The organism is Rathayibacter sp. VKM Ac-2928 (assembly GCF_022815545.1).
GTDB lineage: Bacteria > Actinomycetota > Actinomycetes > Actinomycetales > Microbacteriaceae > Rathayibacter > Rathayibacter festucae.
The window spans coordinates 178,951-193,355 of sequence record NZ_JALGRU010000005.1; the positions used below are offsets into that span (position 1 = coordinate 178,951).

Here is a 14,405-nt window from a genome sequence, read left to right on the forward strand (position 1 = left end):
CCCGGGCGGAGCGGGCTTGCCCGGCTCCCGCCGTGCCGCCGCCGGTCAGGCGGACTTGCGCCAGCGGATGCCCGCGGCGATGAAGCCGTCGAGGTCGCCGTCGAAGACGTGCGAGGGGTTGCCGACCTCGTGGTCGGTGCGGAGGTCCTTGACCATCTGGTACGGCGCGAGGACGTAGCTGCGCATCTGGTCGCCCCAGCTCGCCGTGATGTTGCCGGCCAGCTCCTTCTTGGTCGCGGCCTCCTGCTCCTTCTGCAGCAGCAGCAGGCGCGACTGCAGCACGCGCATGGCGGCCGCGCGGTTCTGGATCTGGCTCTTCTCGTTCTGCATCGAGACGACGAGGCCGGTGGGGAGGTGGGTGAGGCGCACCGCGGAGTCGGTCGTGTTGACCGACTGGCCGCCGGGGCCGGAGGAGCGGAAGACGTCGACGCGGATGTCGTTGTCCGGGATCTCGATCGCGCCGGCCTCCTCCATCAGCGGGATGACCTCGACCGCGGCGAAGGACGTCTGGCGCTTGCCCGCGGCGCCGAACGGGCTCATCCGCACGAGACGGTGGGTGCCGGCCTCGACGGAGAGGGTGCCGAAGGCGTAGGGCGCATCGATCTGGAAGGTGGCGGACTTGATGCCGGCCTCCTCCGCGTAGCTCGCGTCCATCACGGTCGCGGGATACTTGTGCTTCTCGGCCCAGCGGAGGTACATCCGCATCAGCATCTCGGCGAAGTCGGAGGCGTCGACACCGCCGGCGCCCGCGCGGATGGTGATGACGGCGGGGCGGTCGTCGTACTCGCCGTCGAGGAGGGTCTGCACCTCGAGCTCGCCCATGGTCTTCTGCAGGGCGTCGAGCTCGGCGATCGCCTCCTGCTCGGACTCGGCGTCATCGGCCTCGTTGGCCATCTCGACCAGGACCTCGAGGTCGTCCAGGCGCCGTTCGATCGCGGTGATCCGGGCCAGCTCGGACTGGCGGTGGCTCAGCGCACTGGTCACCTTCTGCGCGTTGTCGGTGTCGTCCCAGAGGTCGGGGACGCCCGCCTGCTCGTTCAGCTCCTCGATCTTCGAGCGGAGCTCGGCGACGTCGATGACGGCGAGGATGTCGGAGAAGGTGGAGCGGAGAGCAGTGATCTGCTCGGTGAAGTCGTTGTCCAGCATGGTGGCTCCAGACTACCGGGGGCGCCGGGGGTCACCGCGGGCGGCCGCCCGGGCGGCGCTTAGGATGGGGCTGGTGAGCAGCACCGCCGAGCGCCCCTTCCCCGTCGGGCCCCTCCTGCTCTCGACCTTCCTGCCGACGCTGCTCTTCTCGGTCGGCGAGGGCGCGATCATCCCGCTCCTCCCCGCCGTCGCCGGTGACCTCGGTGCGACGCTGGCGATCGCCGGCCTCGTCGCGGGAATGATCATGATCGGCGAGCTGGCGGGCGACATCCCGAGCGGCTGGATCGTCTCGCGGATCGGCGAGCGCGGTGCGATGCTCGGCGCCTCGGCCGCCTCGATCCTCGGCCTGGTGATCTGCCTCGTCTCCACCTCCTGGATGACGCTGACCGTGGGCGTCTTCCTGATCGGCCTCGCGACGGCGGTCTTCGCACTCGCCCGGCACGCCTTCATGACCTCGTTCGTGCCGATCAGCCACCGGGCGCGGGCGCTGTCCTCGCTCGCGGGGGTCTTCCGCGCGGGCTGGCTGATCGGCCCGTTCCTCGCCGCGGGGGTCGTGCACCTCAGCGGCTCGGTCGAGTCGATCTTCTGGGTGCACATCGCCTGCTGCGTGGCCGCGGTCGTCGTGCTGCTGCTGGTGCCGGACCCTGCGACGGTGCTGCGCCGCGCGGCGGCCGCCTCCGCCGCCGCCGACCCCGCGCTCGACGCCGCCGCCGCGGCCGCGGCCGTGCCGGAGTCCTCCCCCGGCCTGGTCCGCACCCTCCGCGCGCACCGCGGCGTGCTCGCGCGGATGGGCTCCGGCGCCGCCGTGATCGGCGCCCTGCGCGCGAGCCGGACACTGATCCTCCCGCTCTGGGCGGTCAGCCTCGGCCTCGCCGAGACCGACACCGCGATCATCATCGGCATCGCCGGCGCCCTCGACTTCGCCCTCTTCTACGCGGGCGGGCAGGTGATGGACCGCTTCGGCCGCGGGGCCACGGCGATCCCGTCGATGATCGGCCTGGGGGTCGGGCACCTGCTGCTCGTGGCGACGCTCCTCGCCGCCGACCCGGTGCCCTGGTTCATCGCGGTGGCCTGCGTCCTCGCGGTGGCGAACGGGATCGGCTCGGGCATCCTGATGACGATCGCGGCGGATCTCGCACCGCCGAAGGATCCGGCGCCCTTCCTCGGGGCGTTCCGCTTCACCGGCGACGCGGGCAACGCCGCGGCGCCGATCGCGGTGTCCGCTCTGACCGCGGCGGTCTCGCTGCCGTTCGCGGCGGGAGCGATGGGCGTGCTCGGGCTGGCCGGTGCCGCCGCGCTCTCGCGCTGGATCCCGCGGTACCTGCCGCACCGGCGCCCGCGCACCTGACCCGCAGCGCACCTGGCGGCCAGGCGGTCGCCGCGCGGGCCCCTGCTCGCGCTCCCCTCCTACACTGGAGCGCGCACGCGGGAGTGGTGGAATGGCAGACACGCAGGATTTAGGTTCCTGTGCCGAGAGGCATGTGGGTTCGAGTCCCACCTTCCGCACCAGGGGCGCTCGGAGCGACCGGCGTGGCACGCCACCTTCGGGGGCCGCCCCGGCCGTCTTCCCGGTTTCGCCGGTACAGTGAGCGCGGTCGAGCCGCCGCAGACCGAGGATCGGCTGCGGCGTCGGCCGGCCGCACGGCACTGATCGACTGGAGAACCGTTGAACCACGCCGCCCTGATCCCCTGGCTGGACCCGGAGACGATCCTCACCTCCTTCGGTCCGTGGGGCGTGCTGGTCGTCTGCCTGATCGTCTTCGCCGAGACCGGCCTGCTGATCGGCTTCCTCTTCCCCGGCGACACCCTGCTGATCATCACGGGCCTGCTCGCGCACGAGAACGCCTCCAACGGCGGGCTGGGCGTCCCGATCTGGCTGATCTGCCTCGCGGTCGGCTTCTCGGCGTTCCTCGGCGGCGAGGTCGGCTACCTGATCGGGCACAAGGCCGGCCCGCGCATCTTCGAGCGCAAGGAGTCGGGCCTCTTCAGCGTCGAGAACGTCAAGCGCACCAACGCCTTCTTCGAGCGCTTCGGCGGCCTCGCCGTGATCCTCGCGCGATTCGTGCCGATCGTCCGCACCTTCGCGCCGATCGCCGCCGGCGTCGCCCACATGAACTACCGCAAGTACAGCCTGTACAACGCCATCGGCGCCCTGATCTGGGGCAGCGGCGTGACGCTGATCGGCTGGCTGCTCGCCTTCATCCCGCCCGTCGCCGACTTCGTCTCGCACTACATCGACGTGATCCTGATCGGCGCCGTGGCCCTCGCGATCATTCCGACCGCGTTCCACTTCTTCCAGCAGCGCCGCAAGGCCAGGCTCGCCGCCGACAAGGACACCGACGCGTCGGAGGCGAGCGCCCTCGTCCTCGACCCCACCGCCGTCGACGACGAGCGCCGCAAGCACTGACCGACAGCGAGCACGGCCCCTCCCGCGAGATGCCACTTGTGCACGCGACACGCCGTGTCGAGCGTGCACAAGTGGCATCTCGCGGTCGGGAGGCTGCGCCCCCGATCAGGAGAGGGTGGTCGCCAGGGCCGCCAGCTCGGCTCGGAGGGCGGTGAAGGCCCGGGCGCGGTGGCTGCGGGCGTTCTTCTCGGCGGGGGCGATCTCGGCGGCCGAGAGGGCCGAGTCGGCGGGGACGAAGACCGGGTCGTAGCCGTGGCCGTTCGTGCCGCGCGGACCGGCGGCGATGGCGCCGTCCCAGCGGCCCTCGACCACGATCTCGCGGCCACCGGGCAGGACCGACTCGGGGACGACCAGCGCGATCGTGCAGACGAAGTGCGCGCCGCGGTGCTCCGGCTTCACGTCGGCCAGCTGCGCGAGCAGCAGCTCGTGGTTCGCGACCGCGTCGTGCGGGCGGCCCGACCAGCGGGCCGAGAGGATGCCCGGCGAGCCGCCGAGCACGTCGACGCAGAGGCCGGAGTCGTCGGCGAGCGCGACGAGGCCGGTGTGCGCCGCCGCGGCCCGCGCCTTGATCAGCGCGTTCTCGGTGAAGGTGACGCCGTCCTCGACCGGCTCCGGCCCGTCGTAGGCGCGGACGCCTACGCCCGGCAGCGCTCCGGCCAGCATCGCCCGGAACTCCTCGACCTTGCCCGCGTTGTGGGTGGCCAGGACGAGGTCGAGGCTCACGCGTCCTGCCCCGCGGCGAGCGCCTCGGTCTGGAAGCGGGCCAGGTCGGCCGCGCCGCCGACGGCGAGGTCGAGCAGCGCGTCGAGCTCGCGGCGGTCGAAGGGGGCGCCCTCGGCGGTGCCCTGCACCTCGACGAAGAGGCCGCGGCCGGTGACGACGACGTTCATGTCGGTCTCCGCGCGCACGTCCTCGACGTACGCGAGGTCGAGCATCGGGACGCCGTCGATGATGCCGACGGAGACCGCCGACAGGCTGTCGATCAGCGGCTGCGCCTTCTGGCCGACGTACTTCTTGCCGCGGGCCCACTCGATCGCGTCGACCATCGCCACGTACGCGCCGGTGATCGCCGCGGTGCGGGTGCCGCCGTCGGCCTGGAGGACGTCGCAGTCGATCACGATCGTGTTCTCGCCGAGCGCCTTGGTGTCGACGACAGCGCGCAGGCTGCGGCCGATCAGCCGGGAGATCTCGTGGGTGCGCCCGCCGACCTTGCCCTTGACGGCCTCGCGGTCCATCCGGGAGTTGGTGGCGCGGGGCAGCATCGCGTACTCCGCGGTGACCCAGCCCTTGCCCTTGCCCTGCAGCCAGCGCGGGACGCCGTTGGTGAAGGACGCGGTGCAGAGCACCCTGGTGTTCCCGTAGGAGATCAGCGCGGAGCCCTCGGCCTGGGTGCTCCAGCCGCGCTCGATGGTGATCGCGCGCAGCTCGTCGGGCGCACGGCCGTCCTTGCGCTTGACGGTCGGCTGGGCGGCGGTGCTGTCGGTCACTCGGGTCTCCCTGGAGTCGTGCGGCGCGCGGCCCGGTCGAGCTCGCGCAGGTTGATCGTGCCGGTCTCGACGAGGTCGACGCTCGAGACCTCGGGGCCGAGGAAGCGCCGGGCGAGGCGGACGAAGTCGCTCGAGCCGGTCTCCTCCCAGCGGTAGGTCGGCGGGGCGGCGGCGGTGCGCTGCAGCCCGTGCGCCACCAGCGTGCGGTAGACGTCGAGCGCGGTCTCCTCGGCGCTCGAGACCAGCCGGACGTCGGGCCCCATCACGTAGGCGATGGCGCCGCGCAGCAGCGGGTAGTGCGTGCAGCCGAGCACGAGGGTGTCGACGCCCGCCTGCTTCAGCGGCGCGAGGTACTCCTCGGCGAGCGCCAGCAGCTCGTCGCTCCAGGTGACGCCGGCCTCGACGAACTCGACGAAGCGCGGGCAGGCGGCGGTGACCAGCTCGAGGTCCGGTGCGGCGACGAAGGCGTCGTCGTAGGCGCGCGAGCGGATCGTGCCGACGGTGCCGATCACGCCGACGCGGCGGTTGCGGGTGTCGCGGACGGCGCTGCGGACGGCGGGCTGGATGACCTCGATCACCGGGATGCCGCGGCCGATCGTGTAGCGCTCGCGCGCGTCCCGCATCATCGCGGCCGAGGCGGTGTTGCAGGCGATCACCAGCAGCTTCGCGCCCTGGTCGACCAGCGTGTCGAGGGTGTCCAGGGCGTAGGCCCGGACGTCGGCGAGGGGCTTGGGCCCGTAGGGCGAGTGCGCGGTGTCGCCGAGGTAGACGATCGACTCGTTCTGCAGCTGGTCGATCACGGCGCGGGCGACGGTGAGTCCGCCGACGCCGGAGTCGAAGATGCCGAGGGGTGCGTCCGTCACGGAGGAAGAGCCTACCCGCGCCCGGGGAGGGAGCCCCGTGCGGGGAACGGTGCATGGAACACTGGTCGGATGGACGCGACGGCCTTCCTCACCGACCGCTACGAGCTGACGATGGTCGAGGGCGCTCTCGGCAGCGGCACCGCCGACCGGCGCTGCATGTTCGAGGTCTTCGCCCGCAGCCTCCCGCCGGGCCGCCGCTACGGGATCCTCGCCGGCACCGGCCGCCTGCTCGAGCTGATCTCCCGCTTCCGCTTCGGCGACGCCGAGCTCGACTGGCTGCGGGAGAACCGCGTCGTCGACACCCGCACGCTGGACTGGCTGGCCGACTACCGCTTCCAGGGCGACATGTGGGGCTACCGCGAGGGCGAGGTGTACCTCCCCGGCTCCCCCGTGCTGATCGTCGAGGCGCCCTTCGCCGAGGGCGTGCTGCTGGAGACGCTGGTGCTGAGCGTGCTCAATCACGACAGCGCGGTGGCGAGCGCCGCGGCCCGGATGGTCTCCGCGGCCGACGGCCGCCCGCTGGCGGAGATGGGCTCCCGCCGGGCCGGCGAGCGCTCGGCGGTCGCCGCCGCGCGCGCCGCGCACATCGCCGGCTTCGGCGCGACCTCGAACCTCGAGGCGGGCCGCAGCTGGGGCGTGCCGACGATGGGCACCTCCGCGCACGCGTTCACCCTGCTGCACGACTCCGAGGAGGACGCCTTCCGCGCGCAGGTCGCCGCGCTCGGGCCGGGCACGACGCTCCTCGTCGACACCTACGACGTCACCGCCGCGGTGGACCTCGCCGTCCGCGTCGCGGGCACCTCGCTCGGCGCCGTGCGGATCGACTCGGGCGATCTCCCCCAGCAGGTCGCCGCCGTCCGCGCGCAGCTGGACGGGCTCGGCGCCACCGGCACGAGGATCACCGTCACCAACGACCTGGACGAGTACGGCATCGCGGCGCTGGCCGCCTCCCCCGTCGACTCCTACGGCGTGGGCACCTCGGTCGCGACCGGCTCCGGCCACCCCACCGCGGGCATGGTCTACAAGCTGGTCGCGCACGAGGACGACGCGGGCGAGTGGGTCTCGGTCGCCAAGAAGTCGGCGGCGAAGGCCTCCATCGGCGGGCGCAAGTCCGCGGGGCGGCGCCTGACCGAGGACGGCATCGCCGTCGAGGAGGTCGTACACGTCGGCGCCGGGCCCGAGGGCGCGGTCGGCGAGGACGAGCGCGCGCTGCTGGTGCCGCTGATCGAGGACGGCCGGATCCGCGAGGAGCACCTCGGTGCGGCGGGTGTCGGCGCCGCACGCGAGCACCGCGCGAACGCCGTGATCGAGCTGCCGCAGGACGCGCTGCGTCTCGGCCGCGGCGACCCGGTGATCCCGACCCGCTACGCCTGAGCGGACCGGTCCCCGAGCGGGGCGGGCCCGGAGCGGGCGGGCCCGGAGCGGGACGGGCCCGGCTCCCGAGGGGGCCGGGCCGCGCGCCCTACTTCATCCGGGCGTAGATCTCCTTGCAGGAGGGGCAGACCGGGAACTTCTCCGGGTCGCGGCCCGGCAGCCACTTCTTGCCGCAGAGGGCGCGGACGGGCTTGCCGGTCATCGCGCTCTCGAGGATCTTGTCCTTCGGCACGTAGTGGGAGAAGCGCTCGTGGTCGCCCGGCTCGATCGTCTCCTGGTTGAGGAGCTCCTCGAGTTCGCGGTCGAGGGTGGCGGTTCCTCCGCCTCCCTCGAGGGGGTCGGTGCTGCTGTTCTCGAATCGGGACGTCATGGCTCCGATCCTACGCTCGGAGCGCGGGAGCGGGCGGGGCCCGGTGAGGCTCAGTAGCGGCTCGTGAACGAGACCAGCTCGGCCGCGCGGCGGTCGAAGAGGAAGCCGCCGAGCAGCACGCCGAGGGCGAAGACGCCGACCGCGCTGCCGAGGCCCGCGAGGATCGCCTGGTCCCGGTCGCCCTCGAAGAACAGGGTCTGCACCGCCAGCACGACGGCCGGCGCCGAGAGCAGCAGCCCGAGGCCGAACGCGAGCGCCTGCGAGCCGGCCCCGCTCGCTCCCGGCGCCTGCGGCTGGACGAAGGCGCTGTCGCCGGGACGCGGCGCCGGGTAGGCGAGCCGCGCGGAGAGAGCGCTCGCGACCCCCGCGGGCACCAGGAGCAGCGCGGCGTTCACCGCGAGCAGGACCGGCAGCGCATCGTCGAGGCCGGACGTGGCACTGCTGACGAGCGAGCCGAGCACGACGACCGGCAGGCCGAGCAGCAGCGTCGGGAAGGCGCGGCCGAGCCGGTCCGACCAGCCGCGCACCCCGGCGGCGGCGTGCAGCCAGAAGGCCGAGCCGTCGTAGGCGACGTCGTTGTGCAGGAACCAGCCGAGGAACAGCGCGACGAGCGGGACGGGCAGCAGCGAGAGCAGCGGGAACGGCACTCCCACCAGGGCCAGCAGCACCACGGCGAGCACCGGGAGCAGCGGGACCGCGACGAGCGACGCCTGGTAGCGGGGGTCCCGGAGCCAGTAGGTCGTGCTGCGCGCGGCGATGGCCCCGGTGCGGCTGCCGCCGAGGACGTCGAACCAGCCCAGGCGGAGCCCCCGCGGCGGCCGGGAGGTGCGCTCGGGGCGAACGGTCAGCGCGCGGACGACCAGCCACCAGAGCGCCCCGGCGACGACGAGGGTGAGCAGCGCGGTCAGCAGCGGGCCGGCGACCGCCCCGGAGGCCGCGCTCGGCGAGATCGCCCAGGCGGCGCCGAACGGGGTGGGCGCGAGGACGGCGGCAAGCCGCTCCAGCGCCTCGGAGCCCTCGCCGCCCCAGTCGAGTCCGGTGGTGAGCACGAGCGCGACCGGCGCGGTGAGCAGGAGGACGAGGCCGAGCACCGCGAGCAGCTCCCGCGCAGTGCGGGAGGGCACCAGCGCCGACGAGGCGGCGAGGCCGATCCTGGCCAGCAGCGCCGCGGTCAGCACGCCGAGCAGCGGGCCGAGCACCGCCAGCAGTCCGGCGCCCGGGAAGAGCCGGATCGACGCCGCACCCAGGACGACGAGCGCGAGCACGGGGAGCGAGGCGAGCCCGGCCAGCGCGAGAGCGGCCGCGAGCCGGCCGCTCGGGATGCCGAAGAGCCGGAACGCCCGCGGGTCCATCGGATCCTTCGGTCCGAGCAGGAACGGGAGCACCAGGAAGCCGAGCGTGACGACCGCTCCCCCGGCGACGACGGCGTCGTCCGCGAGCCAGGAGCCGGGCTCGAGCGTGCCGAGGCCGGCCAGGAGCGCCGCGGTCGCCACGACGACGACGAGCACTCCGAGCAGGGCGCCGCCCGCGTGTCGCGCGCCCGAGCGGAAGGCGCCGAGCAGGACGTCGAGCCTCAGCCGGAGAAGTCGTGCAGCCACTGCAGCCCCTCGGCGATCTGCTTGCCGCCCGCGAGCTCGAGGAAGCGCTCCTCGAGCGTCGCGGTGCCGGCGACCTCCTCGACGGACCCGGCGGCGAGAACCTTGCCGCCCACGATCACGGCGACGTCGTCGCAGACGCGCTCGATGAAGTCGAGGCCGTGGCTGGAGAGGACGACGGTGCCGCCGCCCGCGACGAAGCGGCGCAGCACGGTGATCACGGCCGCGGAGGAGACCGGGTCGACCGACTCGAACGGCTCGTCGAGCACCAGGACGCGGGGCGCGTGGATCATCGCGCCGGCCAGCGCGACCTTCTTGGCCATGCCCGCGGAGTAGTCCGAGATTAGGCGCTCGAGCGCGTCGGTCAGGCCGAGCGCCTCGGCGAGCTCGACCGTGCGCTGCTTGGCGGTCTTCCGGTCGATCCCGCGCAGCGCGGCGGAGTAGTAGAGGAACTGCGCGCCGGTCAGCCGGTCGAACAGGCGCAGACGGTCGGGCAGGACGCCGATCAGCGGCTTCGCGGCGCGCGGGTCCTTCCAGACGTCGACGCCGTGCACGAGCACGCGGCCGGTGTCGGGGCGGAGGAGGCCGGTCATCATCGACAGCGTCGTGGTCTTGCCCGCGCCGTTCGGGCCGATGATCCCGTAGAAGGTGCCGGCGCGGACGGCGAGGTCGATGCGGTCGACCGCGACCGTGCGCCCGAAGGTGCGGGTGAGGGCGTGCAGCTCGAAGACGACGGGGTGCTCGGGGTCGGCGGGCTGGGCGGTCTCGGGCTGCTGCGAGGGGTCGGCCGTCCGCGCGGGAGCGGCCGGGGCCGCCGCCTCCGTCGCGACGGATTCTGCGGGAGTCGGCGACTCGGCGGGCGGAGCGCCGTCGCGCTCGGATTCCTCGGCGTTCGTCGCGGACGTCATCCGGCTACGGTACCAAGTCGCTCCGGACGGGGACGGGGCGCGCCGGGCCCTGTGGAGAGGAGCCTCCGATCCATCGCGCCGACACGGCTCCTGGCAACCCCTGGCCTTCGAAGGCGTGCACAGTACACTAAGTGGTGACCCAGGAAGCGATCAGGTCGCTGCACGCCGGTTAAGGATCGCTACGCGGCGGTGAACACATCGTTCCGCCGCGATCGACGCGAGGAGAACCCATGACGAGCAAGCCCTTCCCGACCGCCCCCGCCGGCGGCTCCACCGGTGCGCCCGCCTCCGTCGTCATCCTCGCCGCAGGCATGGGCAGCCGGCTCGGCCGCTCCCTGCCGAAGCCGCTGACGCCGCTGAGCGACGGCCGCACGATCATGCAGCAGCAGTTCGACAACATCCACCACGCCTTCGGCACGAAGGTGCCGGTGAGCATCGTCGTCGGCTACAAGCTCGAGCACATCATCGAGGCGTTCCCCTCGGCGACGTTCGTCTACAACGAGCAGTACGACCAGACCAACACCTCGAAGAGCCTCCTCCGCGCACTGCAGGCCTCGGGCCAGGGCGGCGTGCTCTGGATGAACGGCGACGTCGTCTTCGACCCGCGGATCCTCGACCGCACCGCGGACCTCATCGCGAAGGACGTCTCCTTCGTCACCGTCAACACCGCGAAGGTGTCCGACGAGGAGGTCAAGTACACGACCAGCGCCGAGGGCTACATCGACGAGCTGTCCAAGACCGTCAAGCGCGGTCTCGGCGAGGCCGTCGGGATCAACTACGTCTCGGCCGCGGACAAGCCGGCGCTCATCCGCCAGCTGGCCCGGGTCGACGCCCAGGACTACTTCGAGCGTGGAATAGAGTTGGCGATCGAGCAGGACAGACTGCTCGTCGAGCCGATGGACATCTCCGACCTCTACGCCGTCGAGGTGGACTTCGCCGAGGATCTCGAGCGGGCGAACCTCTTCGTCTGAGGCTCGCGTCTCGTCCGGCTCGATCCGAGCCGGTCGAGAGGAGTCGCCTGCCGTGAGCAGCCCCGCACGCGTCGACGCCGGTGCGACCGCCCTGCGTCCGCACCGCTCGCGGGCCTGGCGCTATCGGCACTCGCTCTGGCTGCTGACCAAGCGCGACCTCACGGTCCGGTACGCCACCAGCGCGCTCGGCTACGTGTGGTCGGTGCTCGACCCGCTGGTGATGTCGGGCATCTACTACTTCGTCTTCACCGTCGTCTTCAAGCGCACCGTCGGCGAGGACCCGTACATCGTCTTCCTGCTCGCGGGCCTGCTGCCGTGGATGTGGTTCAACCAGGCGACCTCCGACGCGACGCGGGCCTTCCTCCACGAGGCGAAGCTCGTGCGCTCCACATCGATCCCGCGCACCATCTGGGTCGGCCGGATCGTGCTGTCCAAGGGCATCGAGTTCGTGGCGAGCCTGCCGGTGCTCGTGCTCTTCGCGGTCGTCGCGGGAGCGGGCGTGACGCCGGCGATCCTGCTCTTCCCGCTCGCGATCCTGCTCCAGGGCGTGCTCACGCTCGGCGTGGGCCTGCTGGTCGCCCCGCTCGTCGTGTTCTTCCGCGACCTCGAGCGCGCGATCAAGCTGGTGCTGCGCTTCCTCTTCTACGCCTCGCCGATCATCTACTCGACGGCGAACCTGCCCGACGCGATCCGGCCGTGGGCCGCGCTGAACCCTCTCAGCGGGATCTTCGCGCTCTACCGCTCCACCTTCTTCGCGAGCGAGCTCGACCTGCCGCTCATCCTCACCTCGGTGCTGATCTCGTTCCTCGTGCTCGGTCTCGGCCTGATCGTCTTCCGCCGCTCCGAGCGCGCGGTGCTGAAGGAGCTGTGAGCGTGGACGCCCCCGACCGCGCTTCCGGCGGCGACTCCCTCGCCGGCCGCGCTCCCGCCGGGGACTCCCCTGTCGTGATCGAGTGCCGGGGTCTCGGGATCCGGTTCCGGCGGAACCGCCGCGGCCGTCGCTCCTTCAAGGACCTCTTCTCGCGCGGGACCCGGCGCTCGCAGCCCGGCGAGTTCTGGGCCCTGCGCGGCCTCGACGTCCGGGTGCACGCGGGCGAGGCGATCGGCGTCGTCGGCCGCAATGGCCAGGGCAAGTCGACGCTGCTGAAGCTCGTCGCCGGGGTCGTGCTGCCGGACGAGGGCGTGGTCGAGGTCCGCGGCGGGGTCGCTCCGCTGATCGAGATCACCGGCGGCTTCGTCGCCGACCTCAGCGTCCGGGAGAACGTCTACCTGACCGCGGGGCTGCACGGCATGTCCAAGCGCGAGGTCGACGACCGGTTCGACTCGATCATCGAGTTCGCCGAGATCGGCGACTTCCTGGACACCCCGTACAAGCACCTCTCCAGCGGGATGAAGGTCCGGATCGCGTTCTCGGTGGTGTCGCGGCTCGAGGAGCCGATCATCCTGGTCGACGAGGTCCTCGCGGTGGGCGACAAGGCCTTCCGCGAGAAGTGCTACGCCCGGATCGAGGAGCTGCTCGCGGCCGGCCGGACGCTCTTCTTCGTCTCGCACAACGAGCGCGACCTCCGCCGCTTCTGCACCCGCGGGCTCTACCTGGACAAGGGCGCGCTGGTGCTCGACGCACCGATCGATCAGGTTCTCGCCCGGTATTCTGAGGACTACGCGCCGAAAGCGCAGCCCGCCGCGGAGTGACCGGCAGTCCGAGCCGCACGGCCCGGAGCTCGTCGTGACAGCGCGACGCGCGGGTCCTCACGACGCAGGAGTGCAGACATGTCCTCGAAGAAGGACCGCAAGGACCGCGACGAGCTCGAGCAGGCCGGCGCCGCCGACGTCGAGAACGCGCAGCTGGCCCGGATCCTGGACCGCGTCCTCGCCGTCCAGCGGCCCGCGGTCCTCGCGAACATCCGGGCGCTGCGGCGTCGCCGGCCGAACGCGACTCCGGAGCAGCTGATCACCTCCCTCGAGCGCCAGTACCTCTCCAGCGTCGCCGCCGGCGGCGCAGCCATCGGAGCGACCGCGGTCGTCCCCGGGATCGGCACCGCCGCGTCTGTCGCGCTCTCCGGCGCCGGTGCGATCGGCTTCCTCGAGGCGAGCGCCCTCTTCGCGCAGTCGGTCACCGAGGTGCACGGCATCCGCCTCGAGGACCCGGACCGCGCCCGCGCCCTCGTGCTCACGCTGATGATGGGCTCCTCCGGCAGCGAGCTGGTGCGCCAGGTCGCCGGGCACGCGACCGGCACCAGCACCGGGATGAACCAGTACTGGGGATCGGTGGTGACCAAGGGGCTGCCGTCGTTCCTCGTGGGCGAGCTGGCCGACCGGGCCAAGAAGTCCTTCGCCAAGCACTTCCTCGCGCAGCAGGGCGCCGGGCTGGTCGGGCGGGCGATGCCGTTCGGGATCGGCGCCGCGCTGGGCGGCGTCGGCAACGCGATGCTCGGCCGCAAGGTCGTGCAGAGCGCGCGGGACGCGTTCGGTCCGGCCCCGCGCGAGTTCGGCAACACCTTCGTGCTCCCGCCGACGAAGGCGGAGCGGAAGGCGCTCGCGGCCGGTGCCGAGCCGCTTGAGCTGCACGTCCGCGACTACGGCGGGACCGGCGAGAAGATCGCGCTGCTGCTGCACGGTCTCGGCACCGACTCCCGCATCTGGTACGCCCTGGTGCCGACGCTGCACGAGCACGGCTACCGCGTCGTCGCGCCCGACCTCGCCGGGCACGGCGGCTCGCCGAAGTCGCCGGCCTACTCCGTCGAGCACTGGGCGGAGGACGTGCGCGCCTCGGTCCTGCAGTCGCCCGACCTGGTGATCGGGCACGGCCTCGGCGCCGTCGTCGCCGCGCGGCTCGCCCCGGAGTACCGCGCCGAGCGGCTGATCCTGCTCGACCCCGCCTTCTCCGACGCGAAGGGGCTGACCAGTGCCCTGCGCCGCGGCGGCTCGATCGCGCACGTCGAGAAGGGCGACGCCGACGAGCTGCGCCACCGCCACCCGATCTGGACCGACGAGCAGATCGAGCTCGACGTCTCGGCCCACGCGCTCTGGGACCCGGAGTCCGCCTCCGGCCTGACGGCGCGCGGCGCCGCCGAAGCGCCGGACGCCTTCCCGGTGCCGACGCTCGCTGTGCTGCCGGAGGACCCGCTGGGCCACTCCTCGCTCGGTGATGTGCTCGCCGACCACGGCGCGGAGGTCCGCACGATCCCCGGCGCGGGCGCCTCGATCCTCCGCGAGGACCGCGCGGCCCTCATCGCGGCGCTCGCCGACCGCCTCTAGCCTTCGGCGCCCGCAGGACGGAGGCT

14 protein-coding genes and 1 tRNA gene are annotated in these 14,405 nt (G+C 72.8%); 8 read left to right on the forward strand and 7 right to left on the reverse strand.

Going from position 1 to position 14,405, the window contains the following annotated elements; translation table 11 throughout:
- Positions 1–45: 45 nt before the first annotated feature.
- Complete coding sequence (gene prfB, locus MT350_RS18085) at positions 46–1,146, reverse strand: peptide chain release factor 2 (RefSeq protein WP_123737285.1); 1,101 nt, start codon at positions 1,144–1,146, stop codon at positions 46–48.
- A 73-nt stretch (positions 1,147–1,219) separates the two neighbouring features.
- Here prfB and MT350_RS18090 point away from each other — a divergent pair, with 73 nt between their 5' ends.
- The 3 genes from MT350_RS18090 (at position 1,220) to MT350_RS18100 (ending at position 3,553) form a co-directional block, all read left to right on the forward strand.
- Entirely contained in the window at positions 1,220–2,494 is a 1,275-nt protein-coding gene (locus tag MT350_RS18090; protein WP_243598561.1) for an MFS transporter, read from the forward strand.
- Between the two features lie 77 nt (positions 2,495–2,571).
- Positions 2,572–2,655, forward strand: a tRNA-Leu gene (locus MT350_RS18095).
- 157 nt (positions 2,656–2,812) lie between these two features.
- Positions 2,813–3,553: a DedA family protein gene (locus MT350_RS18100; protein WP_123737287.1), complete on the forward strand. Its 741-nt coding sequence runs from the start codon at positions 2,813–2,815 to the stop codon at positions 3,551–3,553.
- 105 nt (positions 3,554–3,658) lie between these two features.
- On the opposite strand, the gene rdgB is transcribed toward MT350_RS18100, so the two are convergent.
- From rdgB to murI, 3 genes are read right to left on the reverse strand one after another with little or no spacing between them, the layout of a single operon-like run.
- Positions 3,659–4,276 (reverse strand): RdgB/HAM1 family non-canonical purine NTP pyrophosphatase, encoded by a 618-nt coding sequence (rdgB, locus tag MT350_RS18105; RefSeq protein WP_308197295.1) that lies wholly within the window; start codon positions 4,274–4,276, stop codon positions 3,659–3,661.
- Positions 4,273–5,040 (reverse strand): ribonuclease PH, encoded by a 768-nt coding sequence (gene rph, locus MT350_RS18110; protein ID WP_243598560.1) that lies wholly within the window; start codon positions 5,038–5,040, stop codon positions 4,273–4,275. Before rph ends, rdgB begins: the two co-directional genes overlap by 4 nt.
- Positions 5,037–5,903, reverse strand: a complete 867-nt coding sequence (gene murI / locus MT350_RS18115) for a glutamate racemase (RefSeq protein WP_132438493.1) — start codon at positions 5,901–5,903, stop codon at positions 5,037–5,039. The genes rph and murI overlap by 4 nt, the downstream gene beginning before the upstream one ends.
- Positions 5,904–5,972: 69 nt before the next feature.
- Here murI and MT350_RS18120 point away from each other — a divergent pair, with 69 nt between their 5' ends.
- A complete protein-coding gene (locus tag MT350_RS18120) occupies positions 5,973–7,277 on the forward strand; it encodes a nicotinate phosphoribosyltransferase (RefSeq protein WP_243598559.1) in 1,305 nt (434 codons plus the stop codon).
- Between the two features lie 88 nt (positions 7,278–7,365).
- Here the strand turns inward: MT350_RS18120 and MT350_RS18125 are convergent, their stop codons facing one another.
- The 3 genes from MT350_RS18125 to MT350_RS18135 are packed head-to-tail and all read right to left on the reverse strand — an operon-like array spanning position 7,366 to position 10,150.
- A complete protein-coding gene (locus MT350_RS18125; protein ID WP_123448008.1) occupies positions 7,366–7,647 on the reverse strand; it encodes a DUF3039 domain-containing protein in 282 nt (93 codons plus the stop codon).
- A gap of 50 nt (positions 7,648–7,697) precedes the next feature.
- Positions 7,698–9,245 (reverse strand): hypothetical protein, encoded by a 1,548-nt coding sequence (locus tag MT350_RS18130; protein WP_243598558.1) that lies wholly within the window; start codon positions 9,243–9,245, stop codon positions 7,698–7,700.
- Positions 9,221–10,150, reverse strand: a complete 930-nt coding sequence (locus tag MT350_RS18135; RefSeq protein WP_243598557.1) for an ABC transporter ATP-binding protein — start codon at positions 10,148–10,150, stop codon at positions 9,221–9,223. Before MT350_RS18135 ends, MT350_RS18130 begins: the two co-directional genes overlap by 25 nt.
- A gap of 230 nt (positions 10,151–10,380) precedes the next feature.
- On the opposite strand from MT350_RS18135, the gene MT350_RS18140 reads away from it, so the two are divergent.
- From MT350_RS18140 to MT350_RS18155, 4 genes are all read left to right on the forward strand, one after another.
- Complete coding sequence (locus tag MT350_RS18140) at positions 10,381–11,121, forward strand: NTP transferase domain-containing protein (protein WP_123448011.1); 741 nt, start codon at positions 10,381–10,383, stop codon at positions 11,119–11,121.
- 52 nt (positions 11,122–11,173) lie between these two features.
- A complete protein-coding gene (locus MT350_RS18145) occupies positions 11,174–11,992 on the forward strand; it encodes an ABC transporter permease (RefSeq protein ID WP_374204629.1) in 819 nt (272 codons plus the stop codon).
- Between the two features lie 74 nt (positions 11,993–12,066).
- Positions 12,067–12,813: an ABC transporter ATP-binding protein gene (locus tag MT350_RS18150; RefSeq protein ID WP_243616406.1), complete on the forward strand. Its 747-nt coding sequence runs from the start codon at positions 12,067–12,069 to the stop codon at positions 12,811–12,813.
- Positions 12,814–12,891: 78 nt separating this feature from the next.
- Positions 12,892–14,379: an alpha/beta fold hydrolase gene (locus MT350_RS18155; protein WP_243598556.1), complete on the forward strand. Its 1,488-nt coding sequence runs from the start codon at positions 12,892–12,894 to the stop codon at positions 14,377–14,379.
- Positions 14,380–14,405: the final 26 nt, after the last annotated feature.